Source organism: Marinomonas pontica (assembly GCF_026191375.1).
In the GTDB taxonomy this organism is placed as follows: domain Bacteria; phylum Pseudomonadota; class Gammaproteobacteria; order Pseudomonadales; family Marinomonadaceae; genus Marinomonas; species Marinomonas pontica.
The window spans coordinates 1-18,278 of record NZ_JAODTL010000010.1 but is presented as its reverse complement, the minus strand read 5'-3'; the positions used below and the strand labels follow the sequence as shown (position 1 = coordinate 18,278).

Sequence of the window (18,278 nt, the reverse complement as noted above, 5' to 3'; positions counted from 1 at the left end):
AAAATTTTTTTGAAATATTTCACGATGTAACATTTTTGTCACACGCTTTTCCTATAGTACAAAACATCGAACGAGCTATGGGCAGTTGCTCATAAATATTTGACTACAACCACTGAGGTTTATGTGATGAAAAAACTAGTTGCAGGTTTAGCGATGACAGCAGCGGTAGGCGTTTCTGTTAACGCTTTTGCCGATGTTGACTCAAATTTGATGTCTTACAGCAAAGCAAGTGGCGTTTCTGGCAATATTTCAAGTGTTGGCTCTGACACATTAGCAAACTTGATGACACTTTGGGCAGAAGACTTCAAACGTCTTTACCCTAACGTGAACATCCAGATCCAAGCGGCTGGTTCTTCTACTGCGCCACCAGCATTGACTGAAGGCACATCAAACTTCGGTCCTATGTCTCGTACAATGAAAGACAAAGAAATCGCAGCGTTTGAGAAAAAATACGGCTACAAGCCAACAGCAATTCCAGTGGCTATCGATGCTCTAGCGGTTTTCGTACACAAAGATAACCCAATCAAAGGTATGTCTCTTCCAGAAGTGGATGCGATCTTCTCTTCTACTCGTAAAGGTGGACACAGCGAAGACATCACTAACTGGGGCAAAGCGGGTTTGACTGGCGCTTGGGCGAATCGTGACGTTCAGTTGTTTGGTCGTAACTCTGTATCTGGTACTTACGGTTACTTCAAAGAGCACGCACTTTACAAAGGCGACTTCAAAAACTCTGTAAACGAGCAGCCAGGTTCTGCGTCTGTAGTACAGTCTGTATCTACATCTCTTAACGGTATTGGTTACTCTGGTATTGGTTACAAAACGTCTTCTGTACGTGCTGTACCACTAACTAAGAAAGAAGGCGGCGAGTTCATCGACGCAACGATTGAAAACGCAGCAACAGGTAAATACCCATTGTCTCGTTTCCTTTACGTTTACGTAAACAAAGCGCCTAACAAGCCGCTTGAACCACTACAACGTGAATTCGTTAAAATGGTACTTTCTAAAATGGGTCAAGAGGTTGTCGTAAAAGACGGTTATGTTCCTCTTCCAGCGAAAGTTGCGAGTAAGTACCTTAAAGATCTAGGTATTAACTAAGTAACGCTGTAGCGAGCTACGAAGTAGATGCTAAAAGTAGGAGGGCCGAAACGCTCTCCTACTTTGCTTTCTTCGTAGGCTGTCACACTACTGTCACATAAAAACGTCACACAACAAAGATGAATGCGGATGACTAAATCAACTGACCATCAGATGCCTGAACTGGATTTCAATACGCCAGCTTTAAAGCGTCATCGAAAAATTCGCGCCCTGAAAGACCGTATGGCTGGAATGGGTATTGCCGTGGGAGGCAGCAGTGTTATTTTGGCTGTGCTGCTTATTTGCTTCTACTTACTATATGAAGTGGCGCCTTTATTTTCTAGCGCCAGCATTGATGCTGAGGCAAGTTATGCCTTGCCTGCAGAGGATCAAGGAAAGAGCCTTTATTTGACAACCGAAGAGCAATCCGAAGTTGGCATGCGAGTGACGAGTAATGGCAGTATTGTCTTCTTTTCTGTTGCTGACGGCAGTGTGATCAACAGGGTTAAAAACCTTCGTTCTGAAAAAGTCACCGCGTTTGCGGTTGAATCGGATACCAGTCGTTTAGTGGCGTTTGGTTACGAAGACGGCAAAGCGCTCATCGTGAAACACGATTACAAAATTTCCTACCCTGATGGCAAACGTAAAATCACCCCAGTCGTGGAATACCCTTACGGTGAAGACGCGATCGATGTGGCGGATTTTGCGATTAAAAAACTCACCGTCCGTGATGGCAGCGACAGCCTGACCATGGCGGCAATTGGTGACACAAAAAGCGCCATCACGAAAGTCTCTAAAGAAGTGAACTTCATCACCGAAGAAGTGGAACTAAGCGAGCAAAGCGAGTCATTGCCTTTTGTGGCGGATGTCGCGAGCATGCTGCTGAGTGGCGACCAGCGCTATTTGTACGTGGCAACACGTTCTGGTGCGTTGAGCGAATTCGACCTTCGCGACTTCGATAACATTGCGCTGAAAGACGCGATGTCCTTGTTTAAAGACCCAAACACTAAGCTTGTTTCAATGAGCTATTTATTGGGTAAGTCATCGATTATGGTGGCCGATTCGTCCGGTCATGTGAGCCAGTGGTTCAATGTGCGTAATGAAGAGAATGAAGAAAAACTGACCTTTATTCGTGACGTTAAGCAGCCTATCGCGATTGTTGATTTAGCGATGGAGCAACGCCGTAAAGGCTTTGCGACCTTGGATGAGCGTGGCTTGGTGGCGATTTACAACGCCACGTCTACGCGCCAAGTTATTAACGAAAAGCTGAGCGACAACAACGCTCGACTGATCAGTTTCTCTCCTCGTGCTAATGGCCTGTTGTTGGAAGACGACAAGGGGCTGCACTTTTTCCACGTTGATAACGAGCACCCAGAAGTGTCTTGGTCTTCTTTGTGGGGCAAGGTGTGGTACGAAGGTTACCAAGAGCCGACGTACACCTGGCAGTCTTCTGCGGCGAACAACGACTTCGAGCCGAAATACAGCTTGATGCCATTGGCGTTTGGTACGCTAAAAGCCGCTTTCTACGCGATGTTGATGGCGGTGCCATTGGCGATTTGTGGTGCGATTTACACGGCGTATTTCATGGCGCCTGCGTTGCGTCGTAAGATCAAGCCAGTGATCGAGTTAATGGAAGCCTTGCCAACCGTTATTTTGGGCTTCTTAGCCGGTTTGTTCTTTGCGCCTTTCTTGGAAGAAAACCTAGCCGCGACCTTTAGTGTGTTTGTTGTGCTGCCTGTCGGTATTCTCGTGTTTGCGTATTGCTGGTCGCGTTTGCCTCAGAATTTACGTTGGTTGGTGCCAGAAGGCTGGCAGCCACTGTTGTTGATTCCGGTGATCGTGTTCTTGGCGTGGTTGTGTTTGGCGATGAGCCCAATCATTGAGCTGAATTTCTTCGGCGGTAACATTCGCGGCTGGATCACCAATGACCTTGGTATCACGTTCGACCAACGTAACGCATTGGTAGTGGGTTTTGCCATGGGCTTTGCGGTTATCCCAACCATCTTCTCTATCACGGAAGACGCCATCTTCAGCGTGCCAAAAGCCTTAACTCAAGGGTCATTGGCATTGGGGGCGACTTACTGGCAAACCATGACTCGCGTGGTATTACCAACAGCGAGCCCAGGTATTTTCTCTGCGGTGATGATCGGTATGGGTCGTGCCGTGGGTGAAACCATGATCGTATTGATGGCAACGGGCAACACGCCAATCATGGACGCCAATATCTTCGAAGGTATGCGGACGCTAGCGGCCAACTTGGCGGTAGAAGTACCGGAATCTGAAGTGGGCAGCTCACATTACCGAATCTTGTTCTTAGCGGCGTTTGTGCTCTTTATCTTCACCTTTGTGGTGAACACAATCGCTGAAACCGTGCGTCAGCACCTACGCAAAAAATACGGGTCGCTATAATGAGTACTGAAATGAAAATGAAGAAAAAGTCCGTATCTGAATGGGTGAAAGCGGGTGACCCATGGGTGTGGCTAAACGCGGGCGCCGTGGCGATTTCCGTCATCATGGTAGTGGGTTTATTGCTGCTGATCGCCGTTCGTGGTTTAGGGCATTTTTGGCCTGCGGATGTGGTGGAATCTCATTACGCGCTTCCAGGTGAATCGGAATACAACATCGTGGCTGAGCGTGTTGAAAGTGTGGAAGTGCCAGCGGCGCAATTGCGTGAAGCGGGCATTGATATTCCTGACAACCATCAGTTAATGCAGCGTACTCTGATGAAAACCGGTAACCGTGACGTTTATGGTTCGGATTTTCGCTGGGTGATCGATGAATATCTGACAGAAACGAAACGACCAGAGATGCTGTTTACAGCAGAACGCCGTGAATGGGGTAACTTGTACGGTTACTTAAAAGCGGTGAAGGAAGACGGAAAAGTCGCATCTGAAACCAGCGATATAACGCCAACTGAGTCGGCGTTAGCGACATGGGCTGTGTTTGAAAAGAGCATTGCGCGTGCGGCTACGATTTTTGATGAAATCCATGAAATCGAAAAGACAGACATTGGTAAGATCAACTACGCGCTAGAGCGTATTCGATTGAAGCAGCGTCGCCTTGAGCTAGAAGGCAAGCTAACGCCAGCGGCAGAAGCAGACTTGGCGGTCGAGCGTAGCCAATACGACGAAGAGTACAAAGGCTTGCAACAAAGCTTGATCAATCTGTATTCACAAATTAACCGCGATACTTTCGTGGTTCAGGTGATGGACGGAACGGAGCATGAAATGCCCGTGGCTAAGATTGTTCATGCTTACCGTGCGAACGCGATGAACGTGGGTCAGAAAATGAGTTTCTACTTCACTAAGTTGTGGGAGTTCTTGTCTGACGAACCTCGTGAAGCCAATACAGAAGGCGGCGTGTTCCCTGCCATTTTCGGTACGGTAATGATGGTCTTGTTGATGACGGTTTTGGTGACGCCATTTGGTGTGGTGGCCGCGGTTTATCTGCGTGAATACGCGGCGCAAGGTTGGGTGACACGCGTTATTCGTATCGCGGTAAACAACTTAGCGGGCGTGCCTTCCATCGTATACGGTGTGTTTGGTTTGGGATTCTTTATTTACTTCTTAGGTTCTGGCATCGACCAAGCGTTCTTTCCTGAAGCCTTGCCGTCGCCGACATTTGGTACGGGTGGTTTGATGTGGGCATCTATCACTCTGGCGCTATTGACCGTGCCTGTGGTGATTGTGGCAACCGAAGAAGGTTTGTCACGTATTCCTCGAAATGTGCGTGAAGGCAGCTTGGCGTTGGGCGCAACGAAAGCCGAAACCTTATGGCGTGTTGTGTTGCCGATGGCCAGTCCTGCGATCATGACAGGGGTCATCTTGGCGGTAGCTCGTGCTGCGGGTGAAGTGGCACCATTGATGTTGGTGGGTGTGGTGAAATTAGCACCTTCTTTGCCATTAGATGGCAACTACCCTTATATCCATTTGGATCAGAAGTTCATGCACTTAGGCTTCCATATTTACGACGTGGGCTTCCAAAGTCCCAACGTAGAAGCCGCACGACCATTGGTCTATGCAACAGCGTTTTTACTTGTGTTGGTTATTGCTTTGTTAAACTTATCAGCAGTAACGATCCGAAACCATTTACGTGAAAAATACAAATCGCTGGAAATGTAAGCAGCGGGGAAGAGACGATTATGAGCGACGTTAAAACACACTCTATTGATATTTCAGCAATGCAGCGTAGCCAACAGGCATTGCGCATTGAAGACGAAGCGGTTTGCTTATCCGTAAACGATTTGCACCTATACTACGGTGAGAAAGAAGCATTGAAAGGGGTGAATATGATCATCCCTGAGAAAAAAGTAACGGCATTTATCGGGCCTTCTGGCTGTGGTAAATCGACTCTGTTGCGTTGCTTTAACCGTATGAACGATTTGGTTGATAGCTGCCGCATTACGGGTGAGATCAACCTTCATGACAACAACATTTACGCCAAAGGAACCGACGTGGCTGAGCTACGTCGTCGCGTGGGCATGGTATTCCAAAAGCCGAACCCATTCCCAAAAGCATCTATGAAAACGTGGCGTACGGCCTTCGTATTCAAGGTATCAATAAAAAGCGTCTTTTAGACGAAACGGTTGAGTGGGCATTGCGTTCTGCGGCGTTGTGGGACGAAGTAAAAGACCGTTTGCACGAGAGTGCGTTAGGCATGTCTGGTGGTCAGCAGCAGCGTTTGGTTATTGCGCGTACTGTCGCGGTAAAACCTGAAGTATTGTTGTTGGATGAGCCTGCATCGGCGTTGGACCCTATTTCCACGTTGAAAATTGAAGAGCTGATTCACGAGCTGAAAAACGATTTCACCATCGCCATTGTGACGCACAACATGCAACAAGCGGCGCGTGTGTCTGATTACACAGCGTTTATGTATATGGGTGATTTGGTTGAGTTTGGTGACACGAACACCTTGTTCACGAATCCAAGCAAACAACAAACAGAAGACTACATCACGGGCCGCTACGGCTAGGCGGGGGACGCACTATGAAAGAATTAACAACGGATCATATTTCTCAGCAGTTCAACAACGAATTAGAACTGCTCCGCCAGCATTTTTTGACAATGGGTGGTGTGGTTGAGAACCAAGTTCAGGACGCGGTACAAGCGTTATTGGACGCCAATGGTTCTTTGGCAGAAGACGTGAAAAACCAAGACGCTACGGTCAATCAGCTGGACGGTTTGATCGACGAAGAATGCCGTCGTATCTTGGCAAAGCGCCAACCTGCTGCGTCGGATTTGCGCATGATTTTGTCGATCAGCAAAGCCGTAAGCGAGCTAGAGCGTATGGGCGATGAAGCGAAAAAGATTGCGAACTTGACGTTGAACTTGATCAACGAAGGTGAGTCTCCGCGTGGTTACGTTGAGATCAACCGAATTGGTCAAATGGTGACTCGCATGATTCACGATTCTTTGGACGCTTACGCTCGTTTAGACATCGATGCCGCGATCAAAGTCGCGAAACAAGACCGTGCGGTAGACCAAGAATACAACACAGCGATGCGTTCTTTGGTGACGTACATGATGGAAGATCCACGCAGTATTTCTCGTGTGATCAACGTGATTTGGGTGTTGCGTTCGTTAGAGCGTATCGGCGATCACGCGCGCCATACTTGTCAGCATTTGATCTTCATGGTGAAAGGCGTCGATGTACGTCATGTGAACGTGAACGATCTGGCGGGTGAAGTTGGTACCAAAAGCTAAGTAAATACCGACGCTGTTTCTTGGTGGCGAGTAAGCGACCAAGAAACAGCGTCCCCATAATTTCCTCCTCGTCTTTTCCTGTCTTTGTTATCATCGCTTTTTTGTTTTATTAGGTGCAAAAACCGATGTTTACTATAGAACCCCAGTCTACTGGCTCACTTGAAGAGTCTTACCAAGCGCTTAATACCCAATTGGCCGCGTTACTCAGTGGTGAGCGCGATTTCATTTGTAATGCCGCTCAATTCTCTGCGTTTGTGATGCAAACGGTAACGGACTTAAACTGGTCCGGTTTTTATTTTGCTCGTGGCGAAGAATTGGTGCTTGGGCCATACGTTGGCAAAGTGGCTTGCACTCGCATTCCCTTTGGTCGTGGCGTGTGTGGCAAAGCAGCAGAGACGTTACAAACTCAACGTATTGAAGACGTTCATGCCTTTGATGGGCACATTGCCTGTGATGCGGCGTCAGCCAGTGAAGTGGTTATTCCCCTCGTCATGGATGGCAAGCTGGTGGCGGTGTTTGATATGGACAGCCCACGGGTGAATCGTTTCTCTGAGACGGATCAAGCGGGACTAGAAAGCTTGGTGGCGACGTTTATGGACGCCACCGATTTTGCTTGGACGATCTAAGTTCGTTGATCAAGGTTAGGTAAAAAGGTCTGCCAGCGCATTGAGAGACGCTTGATGAAGGGCGGGAAGTTGATGGATGATGGGTTGAATGGCTTGTCCATCGTGCTGAATCGACGCCATTTCAATCTGTTGGCATTGTTCGGCGAACCGTCGTAATGCCATGTTTAAGCTGGCTGATTTGAGCGAGTGGCTGATGTCTCTTAATGCGTCGTAATTACGCTCTTCCCACGCCTGCAACAGCTGTGTCATTTTTTCATGGCTGTCGTCAATGAACTCCAACCGTATTTGGTCCATGGTGTCTTTTCCAATCAGTTGGGTTAGGGACTCTAAATGCTCATGATCAATCATGTTTACTCACCTATAGTGGCGTATTTTTACGGATTATTTTTTATTGGTTTTTTGATCGTTTTTTTAGATCGGTTAAAAGGCTGGTAATTAACCGCTCTAGTTGGCTTTGCGTCAATGGAAAATGCAGCGCTTTTACCGATGACTCTGGGTGGTTTATAGCCTGTGGATTGTAGCTCAATACCGGGCAAGCTCGGCTTTTCCATTGCTGTAAGGCGTCGTGACCATCGCGTTCAAATTTTGGGCTGTTACCCACAATAATAAGATCGCTGTTGTGGTTGTCTTGCAGGCTTCCGTCTTTGGCTAGAATGACGTCAAGCTGCAACGCCGTCAGCTGCAAACTGATGATTTTGGCAAGCTGTGGGTCGGTTTCTATGAGCAATATTTGCGTGTTTTCAGGCCACATTAAGGCGTTTTGCTTTGCGTCTTCTGGCTGCTTTTCTGGTACATAGAAGGGGATGTCTACCCAAAATTCACAGCCTTTTTGCGGCGCGCAGGAGAAATGCATTTCGCCTTGCATGAGGTACACCAGTTTGTGGCACAGTGCCAAATCCAAACCGACGGTGCTTGGCAGAGGCCCTTCTTTTTGCATAGGGAGGGTAGGGTTGGCTCTTAGGCTTTGCTGTAATTCATCGGGCATGCCTTGGCCTGTGTCTCTCAGGGCGATTTGCAACACGCGGATTTCGCTTATGCCAGACGGCAGTGGCAAAGACGGCGCAGCGGAGGCCGAAGGTCGAACTTGTAAGCTGATGCTGCCGGACGAGGTATGAGCAATGGCGTTTTTGACCAGCGCGACCAAGATCTCTTTGATTCTCATGAAGTCGACACTGATGTAAGGCGGCAGGGCTGGGTCAACATACACCATACTTTGCAGTCCTTTACGAGCCATATGACCATCAAATTGCGTGAGACAATTTTCGATGTGCGGTTGCAGTCGCTCTGTGGTTGGCGTTAGCGTGAGTTTTTGGGCATCAATCAGAGACAAATCCGAGAGCATCTCGATGATTTGCAGTAGTTGATGCCCTGATTCTTCTATGTGTTTTGACAGCGCGGCGGTGTTATTGGGGGGAGTGGGATTGTTGAGTGCGCTGGCCGCTCCCAAAATCGCGTGGATAGGCCTACGTGTTTCTTGGTTAACGAACGCCAAGGTACGGGCTTTGTCTTCGTGTACCGCTTGAATATTGACGTTGAGAGCGTTATTTCGCCTAACAACGCGCTTGAGTTCGGAGACTCCTTTGATGATAAAAAAGCACAGACAAAACAAGCAAGCGAGCAACATGATCGACAACAGCTGAATGTCGTCTAAGTTCTTTTGCAGCTTTTGGTGTTGAGATGAGATGTAGTTATTGCTGCCTTTGTTGACCAAGGTGACAAATTCATTGATCTGCGTATCGATGCTTTTGATTCTTTCCACCAAGGTGGGCAGATACGCAAAGTCGCCGCCTTCGATTTTTGACAGCTGAAAACTCAATAATTCGAGTTCGCCATTAATGATATTGAGTAATCGCGTCGTACGGCCGCTTTCAAAGTTCCGTACCAAGGTCGCCACATCGCCTTCTCTTAGTAGGTCAACGCGGCTCATCAGCAGGTCATATTCAAAGAAAGCGTCACCGTTGAGTGACGTCGCTGTCTGGTCTAGCTCGATTAAATAGTTCAGAAAACGATAGGATTGCAATTGCAGCTGAAGGGCATTCCACAGCGCACTTTCAAACACGCGGCGGCTGTTGTTTTTCGAGCTGTCACTGGTGTGGGTAATGATGCTAAAGACCGCCAGCGTGATGACAATAACTAGGACAATAAAACCGTATAACAGCCATTGCTTAAAAACAGAGAGCCACATCTTTTTCTGAAACAGGCGCATGGATTACTCCGTTAAGACGATCGATTTGATGTGGGACACTTGCCAAATGGAGCGCCCATAAATTCGCTCTGACTTGAGCTCTTCGCGTTCGTCAAAAGGGTAGATCACCATGATGGGCCCAAGATTGCGCACACTGATTTCTCTGCCATCTTGGCGCGTCGCGAAAATCGCTCCATTGTCGAGAAAGTCGCTCAGGGGAACTTCGGTCATATATTGGTTGAGTGCGGTGATTTGCAACAAGGTGCCTGTGCTGCCTAAGTGGTCGAGTAAATCAACCGCAGAAAAGCCACGATAGGTGTGCAGTCCTTGTGTCCAAGGGGTGTGAGTGGTGATGGTATATTGAGGCAAGGCATCCAGCATGGCTAAATCAAATGTGGCGTTGAGTTTGGTGTTAATGGCGCCAGACACGGTCAAAATAACGCGACCTGTTGGCGTGTCGGCCATGTCCGCCGCCACTGTATTATTGGCCAAAATCAGTAACAAAAAAGAGAAAAGTAAACGCATAGTGGATCCCTAACACCCTTCAGAAAAAGAGAGTCAATGATAGACAAAAATGAGAGGCTTGTGGGCGAATACTAAGCGCAGATAACAGAACATTACAGTTAGGATACGAATACGCCGCGCTGAGAAGTCTCAGTGCGGCGTACAAGAAAGACCAAACCCGCTTATTAGGGAATGTCAGCCAAACGTGAGCAAGCGGCTTGGTGCTCGCTAGAGACGGCTTGCAAAATGGGTTTTTGCTGGGCACAACCTTCGTTTGCATGAGGACAGCGCGTGCGGAACACACAGCCTGAAGGCGGGCTAATGGGGGAAGGTAAATCGCCAGCTAAAAGCTCGATTTTCTTACCGCGTTCGATTTTAGGATCTGGCACAGGCACTGCAGACAGTAAGGCTTTGGTGTAAGGGTGGCGAGGATGATCGTACAGCGATTGCTTGCTGGCTAATTCCACCGCATTGCCCAAATACATCACCAAAACGCGATCTGAAATGTGTTTTACCACACTCAAATCATGGGCAATAAACACCAACGACAAGCCCATTTCCGCCTGCAACTCTTTCAACAAGTTTACGACCTGAGCTTGGATGGAAACGTCCAACGCCGATACGGGTTCGTCACACACCACTAACTTCGGCTTGAGGATTAACGCGCGCGCAATGCCGATACGCTGACACTGACCACCAGAAAATTCATGCGGGTAGCGGTTGATCACGTTTGGCAATAACCCCACGCGATCCATGATGGCGCGCACTTCGGCTTTGACTTGCTCTTTGGACAGCTCTGGTCGAAAGGTTCTAAGCGGTTCAGCAATGATGTCGCCGACTGTCATGCGAGGATCCAGGGACGCCAAGGGATCTTGGAAGATCATTTGCAGCGCTTGGCGTTTGCTGCGCATTTGTTTTTTATCAAGATCCGTCAGGTCTTGTCCAAGCCAAACCACGTTGCCTTCCGTAATGGGCACAAGACGCAATAAAGCGCGTGCCAGTGTGGATTTACCACAACCGGATTCACCCACCACACCAAGCGTTTCGCCAGCGTAAATGGTTAGATTAACGCCATCTACGGCTTTGAGTGCTTGGCCTTTTTCCCAAGGCCACGCGTTGTCTGATTTGATGTTGAAGTGCACTTTTAGATTGTTCACTTCCATTAATACCTTGCTGTTTGCAGTATTCATTAGGCGACCCACCCATCAACGGATTTATGACACGCTCGTAGTTGACCCGGTGCGAACTCTTGCAGTGACGGCATGCTTTCTCCACAGCGATCTTGAGCAAATTCACAACGTGCTTGAAATGGGCAGCCCGTTGGCAAATGCAGTAAGTTAGGTGGGTTGCCCGGAATCGTTGAAAGGTACTCGTCATCGGCATCTAGACGAGGAATGGCTTTAAGCAAGCCTTGTGTGTACGGATGCGTAGGACGATAGAACACGTCTTCGGCGCTGCCGTATTCCATGGTCTGGCCTGCGTACATCACGAGAACCTTATCGCATAAACCGGCGACCACGCCCAAGTCATGAGTGATCATGATGATGGAAGTATTGAAGTCGTCTTTCAGTTCGTTCAACAAGGTCAGAATTTGTGCCTGCACGGTGACGTCTAGGGCGGTTGTTGGTTCATCGGCGATCAAGAGTTTAGGCTGGCACAATAACGCCATCGCAATCATCACACGCTGTCTCATGCCGCCAGAAAATTCGTGTGGATACATGTTCATGCGTTTGCGCGCTTCGGGCATTTTTACCGCGTCGAGCATCTTCACCGAGGCTTCAAAGGCTTCGGCTTTGCTCATGCCTTTGTGCAATATCAAAACTTCCATCAGCTGCTTGCCGACTTTCATGTAGGGATTCAATGAGGTCATTGGATCTTGGAAAATCATCGCGATTTCTTTGGAGCGAATGCGGTTCATGGCTTTTTCATTCAGGGTCAGAATGTTTTGCTCGTTAAAGCGCGCTTCCCCTTCAATCACGCCATTGCCCGCCAATAAGCCCATAAGAGCAAATGCGGTTTGGCTTTTGCCTGAGCCAGACTCGCCTACGATGCCGAGGGTTTCCCCTTGTGCTAGGGTGAAATTGAGGTCGTTCACCGCGGTCACAAACCCATCGGGTGTTCTGAAGTTCACTTTTAGGTTATTGACTTCTAATAACGTTTTTTTGGTTGATAAGTTCATAAGGCCTCCTTAGCGGTCTTTTGGATCAAGCGCATCGCGTAAGCCATCGCCGAGGAAGTTAAAACAAAACAGTGTCACGACTAGGAAACCAAGCGGCCAAGCCAATTGCCAGATGGCAATCTCCATGTTCTGCGCGCCTTCAGAAATCAACGCGCCCCAGCTGGTCATGGGTTCTTGAACGCCCAGCCCTAAGAAGCTAATAAAAGACTCTAGCAAGATCATGTTTGGTACCAACAAGGTGGCGTAAACGACAACGATACCGAGTACGTTTGGCACAATGTGGCGCAAGATGATTTTCGGCGTCGACACACCGCAAGCGTAAGCGGCTTCGATGTATTCTTTGTTTTTCAGGCTTAAGGTCTGACCACGAACGATCCGCGCCATGTCGAGCCACGAAATCGCGCCAATGGCGACAAAGATCAAAAAGATATGACGACCAAATAAGGTCATCAAAATGATCACGAAGAACATGAAAGGGAAAGAGTTCAGAATTTCTAAGAAACGCATCATCACGCTGTCAACGCGTCCACCAATGTAACCGGAGGCAGCACCGTAAAGTGTGCCAATGACAATCGCCACGGCGCTGCCCATGATGCCGACCAGTAAGGAAATTTGCCCGCCTTGCATAGTACGAACAAAAATATCGCGGCCTAATGTGTCGGTACCAAAGTAGTGACCGTTTTCAATGTTAGGACGTCCCAATACAGCGATGTCAGACAGCGCTTCCCAGTCGATATCGTCGTAATTCCATTGGCTGAAAAAAGGCCCCACTAACGCAATGGCCGCAATAATGGCCAGCACAATTAAGCTGGTCACGGCGGCATGGTTTGAAAAAAAACGACGGCGAGCGTCTTGCCATAAACTGCGACCTTCGACTTCCACCACTTTTTCGGCGAACTGCTCGACGGCCTGAACCTTGTCTTTTGTAGTCATCATAATTGTGTGGCCTTAGTAGCGAATTTTCGGATCAATAACGGCGTATAAAATATCGACGACGGCATTGAATAAAATCGTCAATGTGCCGACCAAAATCGTCACACCCATCACCATGGAATAGTCACGATTCAATGCGCCATTGATAAAGTGCTGACCGATACCGCCGGTACCAAAATACACATCCACAATCACCGAGCCAGTAACAATGCCGACAAACGCTGGCCCAAGGTAGGAAATAACGGGCAGCATGGCAGGGCGCAAGGCGTGTTGAAAAATGATGCGGTATTTCGGCAAGCCTTTAGCGCGCGCGGTACGAATGAAGTTGGAGTGCATGGTTTCAATCATGCTGCCCCGTGTGATACGCGCGATTTGAGCAATGTAGCTGGTGGACATGGCAATGACCGGCATCACCAAGTAAGGCCACGCGCCACCATTCCAACCACCCGGAGGTAGCCAATGGTTATAAATGGAGAAAAATAGGATACACAAAGGAGCTAATACAAAGTTAGGTAACACAATGCCTAGGTTGGCAAAGCCCATGACGCTGTAATCCCACCATGAGTTTTGGCGCAATGCCGCGATAACACCACAACCGACACCGATCAACATCGCAACAAGAAAGGACCAAATGCCGATCTCTGCCGACACGGGAAAGCTCTGCGCGATCAGCTCGTTAATGGTGAAATCTTTATAGCGAAAAGAGGGGCCTAAATCGCCCTGTAACAAACCGCCAAGGTAATAGAAATACTGATTAATGACGGGTTCGTCCAAATGGTATTTGGCGTTAATGTTGGCCAACACTTCGGGTGGCAGGGTGCGCTCGCTGGAAAATGGACTGCCAGGCGCAGAGTGCATTAAGAAAAAAGACACCGTGATTAAAATCAACAAGGTTGGGATGGCTTCTAAAATGCGTTTTGAAATAAATGTCAGCATAAAAATTACCGGATTAGACGCGTGTTTAGCGGCTAATGTTAGGAACCTGTAGGAAGTTCAAGAGAGGCTCAGCGGAGAACCGCTGAGCCTGTTTTTCAAGAGCAGATCGTTAGTGTTTGATGATGTACATATCGCGCACGTAAACGTTGTCTTCTGGGTTTGGCATGTAGCCGCCTAGGTAGCTTTTTACCAAACGTTTTTCGGTGTATTGGTAAATAGGCGCAACGGCCATGTCTTGCTCAATGGCGATTTCTTCTGCTTTGTTGTAGTTCGCCGCAGGGTGCTGCATGGTGCGCGCATCGTGCAATAGCTTGTCGTATTCCGTGTTGCTGTATTTACCGTCGTTATTACCGTGAGTGGTGGTCAAAAGATCCAGCATGGTAGACGCTTCGTTGTAGTCACCGATCCAGCCAGCACGCGCGACATCAAATTGCTGATGTTTTTTCGTTTCTAGGTAGGTTTTCCACTCTTGGTTTTCCAATGTGACGTTCACGCCCAAGGTTTTCTTCCACATTGATGCGATCGCAATGGCGATTTTCTTGTGGTTTTCGTTGGTGTTGTAAAGCAAGCTGAAAGACAGAGGGTTACTTTTCGTGAAGCCCGCTTCTTCTAACAGTTCTTTGGCTTTTTCATTACGCTCTTTTTGAGTCCATGTTGCGTATTCTGGAGTAGCGGGTGAAAAATCGTTGACGACTTCTGGCGTGAAAGAGTACGCGGGAAGTTCACCTGTTCCCGTTACAAACTTAGTAATCACGTCTCGGTCAATGGCGTAAGACAAGGCTTTGCGCACGCGAACGTCGTTGTATGGCGCTTTGGTTGTGTTGTACTGGTAGTAATAAGTACCCAGTTTTGGCGTTACGACAACTTGATCCGGAATATCACGCATTAGTTGTTTAAAGTGGTCATTCGGGATCTCATAACTTAGATCCATTTGACCTGCTTGGAAACGTTTTAGCTCGGCGTTTGGCGATTCAATCGGCAAGTAAGTGACTTTGTTGATGATGGTTTTTGCATCGTTCCAGTAGTGCTTGTTGCGAGTGAAGACCATTTTTTCGTTGACGATCCACTCGTCCATTTTGTACGCGCCGTTAGAGACCATGTGTTCTGGTTTCGTCCAATCATCGCCCCATTTCTCAACTACCTTCTTCGGCACAGGGAACATAGTTTGATGCGAGGTCATTTTTACAAAGTAAGGCACAGGGCGTTCAAGTGTGACTTGAAATGTGTAAGCGTCGAGCGCTTTTACGCCAAGGGTTGAAGGCGCAGCGTCACCGGCAATGATTTTTGTTGCGTTGACGATGGATGGGATTTCCATGAACCAGGCGTAAGGCGAGGCCAATGCAGGGTCAACCGCGCGCGTGAAGGCGTAAACAAAGTCTTCGGCTGTCACTGGGTCGCCGTTAGACCATTTTGCGTCTTTGCGAAGGTGAAATGTGTATTGTGTGTTGTCGGCGTTGACATCGTAGCTTGTGGCTACGCCTGGGATTTGGTTGCCGTCGCCATCTTGGTTGTACAAACCTTCGAACAAATCCTTGGAACGGATAGAGCCGGGCGTGCCTTCCATTTTTTGTGGATCAAGTGTTGCGGGCTCTGCGCCGCCACCACGAACAAGTTCTTGTTTAGCGGCTAATTCTACGCCCGCTGGAACGTTGGCGGCGTGTGTTTGCATGGCGATCAATGAGGTTGCCAGAATCGCGCTGGCGAGTAGTGTTTTTTTCATTTTATGTGTATTCCTAATGTGAGTTGTTCTGTGTGCTCTTTTTTATAATGAGGCGCGATATCCGCACAGGTGGGTATTCGCCTTACATTTTCATAGTTCACCAATTCACTAAAGGTCACAATCGAAATTGCGTATCGCCCCATGCGTCTAATAAATGTCAGGTTGTTGAAAGGGAGGTTACATGGACGAGGTAAATCAACGCAAAGCATGAAGATAGAAAGGATTGCCATTATTGATAAGAGCGTTGTGGAGCCGTGAAAGCCAGCATGGTACTCTGGGTTTCTTGGTAAAATTTAGTTGAAAAAGGACATACGTTATTGTGATCACTCACCCATTTAAAGCAGCTGGGGCCTTTTTAAAAGCGTTTCCATTGGTTTTTTCAAAAGAGTTACGATTGTTTATTCTGGTGCCTTTATTGGCCAATTTTGTGCTAATGGGTCTGCTTTATATGGTGGCGTTTAGCTATTTTCAGACGTTGATGGATTCTGCGATGGGGTATTTACCAGAGTGGGTTTCGTTTTTGAATTGGCTGTTTTACCTCATTTTTGGCGCCATTATCAGTGTGCTTTTGTTCTACAGTTTTTCGGTCGGGGTGAACATTTTGGCCGCGCCGTTTATGGCGTTTTTGGCGGAAAAAGTAGAGGAAAAAGAGACGGGGAAAGTCTTTGACGAAACACTGTCTGCTGGTGCGTTGGCCGCTATTGTGGGGCGCAGTTTGCAGCGTGAGTGTCAGAAAATTTTGTATTTCTTGCCGCGTTTTGTCTTGCTGCTGCTGTTGTCTTTTATACCGTTGGTGAATGTCATTGCTCCGGTGTTGTTGTTGCTGTTTTCCGCATGGATGTTGTCGTTGCAATACATGGATTACGCGTTTGATAACAACAAGGTAAAGTTTCACGACATGAGAATGGCGTTACGTGCGAAACCGTTATTGTGCTGGACATTTGGTGGCATTGTGATGGTGTGCTTGACGATCCCGTTCTTTAATTTATTTGTGATGCCGATTGCGGTCGTGGCCGCTACGTTATTGTGGATTACGGTTTTTAGATCACAACATGGGGATTTTTCTGCCTTGTTAGATCGCTCGAAAGGAATGTTGTGATGTCATTAAAAATATTGGTTGTAGACGATGTCTTTTACTCGAGATTTGATACGACGGACTTTGCGTAAGCAATTTCCCGCGGTCGAGATTGAAGAAGCGGTGAATGGTCGCAAAGCTCAGCAAATGTTGAACAAAACACAGTTTGATATTGTACTTTGTGATTGGGAAATGCCCGAAATGACGGGGGTTGAATTGCTTAAATGGCGCCGCGAGCAGCCAAAATACAAAAAGGAAGATGTGCCTTTTGTGATGATCACCAGCCGTGGTGATAAAAGTCATGTGGTCGAAGCGGTTCAGTCTGGTGTGACGGATTATTTGGGTAAGCCGTTTTCCAGTGAGCAGTTGATCAATAAGGTGGTGTCTGCTGCGAAAAAACATGGCATTGAGCGTAAGTTGTCGTCGCAAAAACCGCGTGAATCTATTTCTCCTGGCGGCGTAAGCGCGGCATCGTTAGATGTCTTAATGGGCGCGGGTAAGGCAAGCCCTGTGCAGGCCACGAAGTTTACCAACCCAGATGCCCCCGCGGTGTCGGTAAAAGACGTAAAAGTGCCCACTTTGGTTCGCTTTGAAGGCAAACAGTTTCGCTGCATGATTGTTCAGTTTAGTAAAACCGAAGCGACCATGTTCATTAAAAGTGATGACGTGGTGCCGCAAGTATTGGGTCAAGCGGTTCTGGATTTGGAATTCGACGGTACGGTGAATCGTTTAAACTACTTTATTCAATCTGTAGCAACGACTGAGAAAAAGCCAGACTCGACTTTTTTAACCGTAGTGCTGGGTTTGATAGACCAAGACAGCGAGAAAGAAGCGTTTATCGCTCAGTTGTTCGACAGTTTGTAATGGCGTGATTGTGAGTAGATTGTCATTGCCCTGCCTTTGAGCGGACCGAAGGCAGGGCAAGAGTTTAGTTTGATATGTTGAGTGAGTCGTCTGTTTGGTTCTGGGTATTGTCGCTTTGAAAGGCGATGGCGGTCATGGCGTCATTGCGTGTCCGACTCGCGGGAAAGTGACAAGAGAATGTGCTGCCAAAACCTGGCTGGCTGCGTATTTGCAGTTTGGCTTCATGGTGCAAAAGAACATGCTTCACAATCGCTAGCCCGAGTCCCGTACCGCCCGTTTTTGAGCCTCGACCTTTGTCGACTCTAAAGAAGCGTTCTGTCAGTCTAGGGATGTACCTTGGGTCGATGCCAATACCGGTATCCTGAACTGAAAATACCCCATTAAATTCGCTGGATTCCCATTTCACCGTGATGTTACCGCCATCGGGCGAATACTTTACGGCGTTGACGATCAAATTAGAAAACGCGCTGTACAGCTCTT

General features: G+C 48.0%; 16 protein-coding genes and 1 pseudogene. 8 read left to right on the top strand and 9 right to left on the bottom strand.

Features of this window, described 5'->3' with window-relative positions; translation table 11 throughout:
* Positions 1–126: 126 nt before the first annotated feature.
* The 6 genes and pseudogenes from N5P32_RS01380 (at position 127) to N5P32_RS01355 (ending at position 7,402) form a co-directional block, all read left to right on the top strand.
* On the top strand, positions 127–1,095 hold the full coding sequence (locus N5P32_RS01380) for a PstS family phosphate ABC transporter substrate-binding protein (protein ID WP_265727417.1): 969 nt from the start codon (positions 127–129) through the stop codon (positions 1,093–1,095).
* A gap of 129 nt (positions 1,096–1,224) precedes the next feature.
* Positions 1,225–3,483, top strand: coding sequence for an ABC transporter permease subunit (locus N5P32_RS01375; RefSeq protein WP_265727416.1), 2,259 nt, complete (start codon positions 1,225–1,227; stop codon positions 3,481–3,483).
* An 11-nt stretch (positions 3,484–3,494) separates the two neighbouring features.
* Complete coding sequence (gene pstA, locus N5P32_RS01370; RefSeq protein ID WP_265727415.1) at positions 3,495–5,195, top strand: phosphate ABC transporter permease PstA; 1,701 nt, start codon at positions 3,495–3,497, stop codon at positions 5,193–5,195.
* Between the two features lie 20 nt (positions 5,196–5,215).
* Positions 5,216–6,045, top strand: a pseudogene (gene pstB / locus N5P32_RS01365) (phosphate ABC transporter ATP-binding protein PstB).
* 14 nt (positions 6,046–6,059) lie between these two features.
* Complete coding sequence (phoU, locus tag N5P32_RS01360) at positions 6,060–6,776, top strand: phosphate signaling complex protein PhoU (protein ID WP_265727414.1); 717 nt, start codon at positions 6,060–6,062, stop codon at positions 6,774–6,776.
* Positions 6,777–6,901: 125 nt separating this feature from the next.
* On the top strand, positions 6,902–7,402 hold the full coding sequence (locus tag N5P32_RS01355) for a GAF domain-containing protein (protein WP_265727413.1): 501 nt from the start codon (positions 6,902–6,904) through the stop codon (positions 7,400–7,402).
* Between the two features lie 15 nt (positions 7,403–7,417).
* On the opposite strand, the gene N5P32_RS01350 is transcribed toward N5P32_RS01355, so the two are convergent.
* The 8 genes from N5P32_RS01350 to N5P32_RS01315 form a co-directional block, all read right to left on the bottom strand.
* On the bottom strand, positions 7,418–7,750 hold the full coding sequence (locus N5P32_RS01350) for an Hpt domain-containing protein (protein ID WP_265727412.1): 333 nt from the start codon (positions 7,748–7,750) through the stop codon (positions 7,418–7,420).
* A 40-nt stretch (positions 7,751–7,790) separates the two neighbouring features.
* Positions 7,791–9,608: a sensor histidine kinase gene (locus N5P32_RS01345; protein ID WP_265727411.1), complete on the bottom strand. Its 1,818-nt coding sequence runs from the start codon at positions 9,606–9,608 to the stop codon at positions 7,791–7,793.
* Positions 9,609–9,611: 3 nt separating this feature from the next.
* Positions 9,612–10,112: a putative pterin-binding protein gene (locus N5P32_RS01340; RefSeq protein WP_265727410.1), complete on the bottom strand. Its 501-nt coding sequence runs from the start codon at positions 10,110–10,112 to the stop codon at positions 9,612–9,614.
* Between the two features lie 164 nt (positions 10,113–10,276).
* Positions 10,277–11,281, bottom strand: a complete 1,005-nt coding sequence (gene oppF / locus N5P32_RS01335; RefSeq protein WP_265727409.1) for a murein tripeptide/oligopeptide ABC transporter ATP binding protein OppF — start codon at positions 11,279–11,281, stop codon at positions 10,277–10,279.
* On the bottom strand, positions 11,281–12,270 hold the full coding sequence (oppD, locus tag N5P32_RS01330; protein ID WP_265727408.1) for an ABC transporter ATP-binding protein: 990 nt from the start codon (positions 12,268–12,270) through the stop codon (positions 11,281–11,283). The genes oppF and oppD overlap by 1 nt, the downstream gene beginning before the upstream one ends.
* A gap of 9 nt (positions 12,271–12,279) precedes the next feature.
* On the bottom strand, positions 12,280–13,206 hold the full coding sequence (gene oppC / locus N5P32_RS01325; RefSeq protein ID WP_265727407.1) for an oligopeptide ABC transporter permease OppC: 927 nt from the start codon (positions 13,204–13,206) through the stop codon (positions 12,280–12,282).
* Between the two features lie 12 nt (positions 13,207–13,218).
* Positions 13,219–14,139, bottom strand: a complete 921-nt coding sequence (gene oppB / locus N5P32_RS01320; RefSeq protein ID WP_265727406.1) for an oligopeptide ABC transporter permease OppB — start codon at positions 14,137–14,139, stop codon at positions 13,219–13,221.
* 109 nt (positions 14,140–14,248) lie between these two features.
* Entirely contained in the window at positions 14,249–15,859 is a 1,611-nt protein-coding gene (locus tag N5P32_RS01315; protein ID WP_265727405.1) for a peptide ABC transporter substrate-binding protein, read from the bottom strand.
* Positions 15,860–16,178: 319 nt separating this feature from the next.
* On the opposite strand from N5P32_RS01315, the gene cysZ reads away from it, so the two are divergent.
* A complete protein-coding gene (cysZ, locus tag N5P32_RS01310) occupies positions 16,179–16,958 on the top strand; it encodes a sulfate transporter CysZ (RefSeq protein ID WP_265727404.1) in 780 nt (259 codons plus the stop codon).
* Positions 16,959–16,985: 27 nt separating this feature from the next.
* On the top strand, positions 16,986–17,798 hold the full coding sequence (locus tag N5P32_RS01305; RefSeq protein ID WP_265727403.1) for a response regulator: 813 nt from the start codon (positions 16,986–16,988) through the stop codon (positions 17,796–17,798).
* A gap of 64 nt (positions 17,799–17,862) precedes the next feature.
* Here the strand turns inward: N5P32_RS01305 and N5P32_RS01300 are convergent.
* The coding region (locus tag N5P32_RS01300) for an ATP-binding protein (RefSeq protein WP_265727402.1) at positions 17,863–18,278 on the bottom strand (416 nt) is incomplete at its 5' end.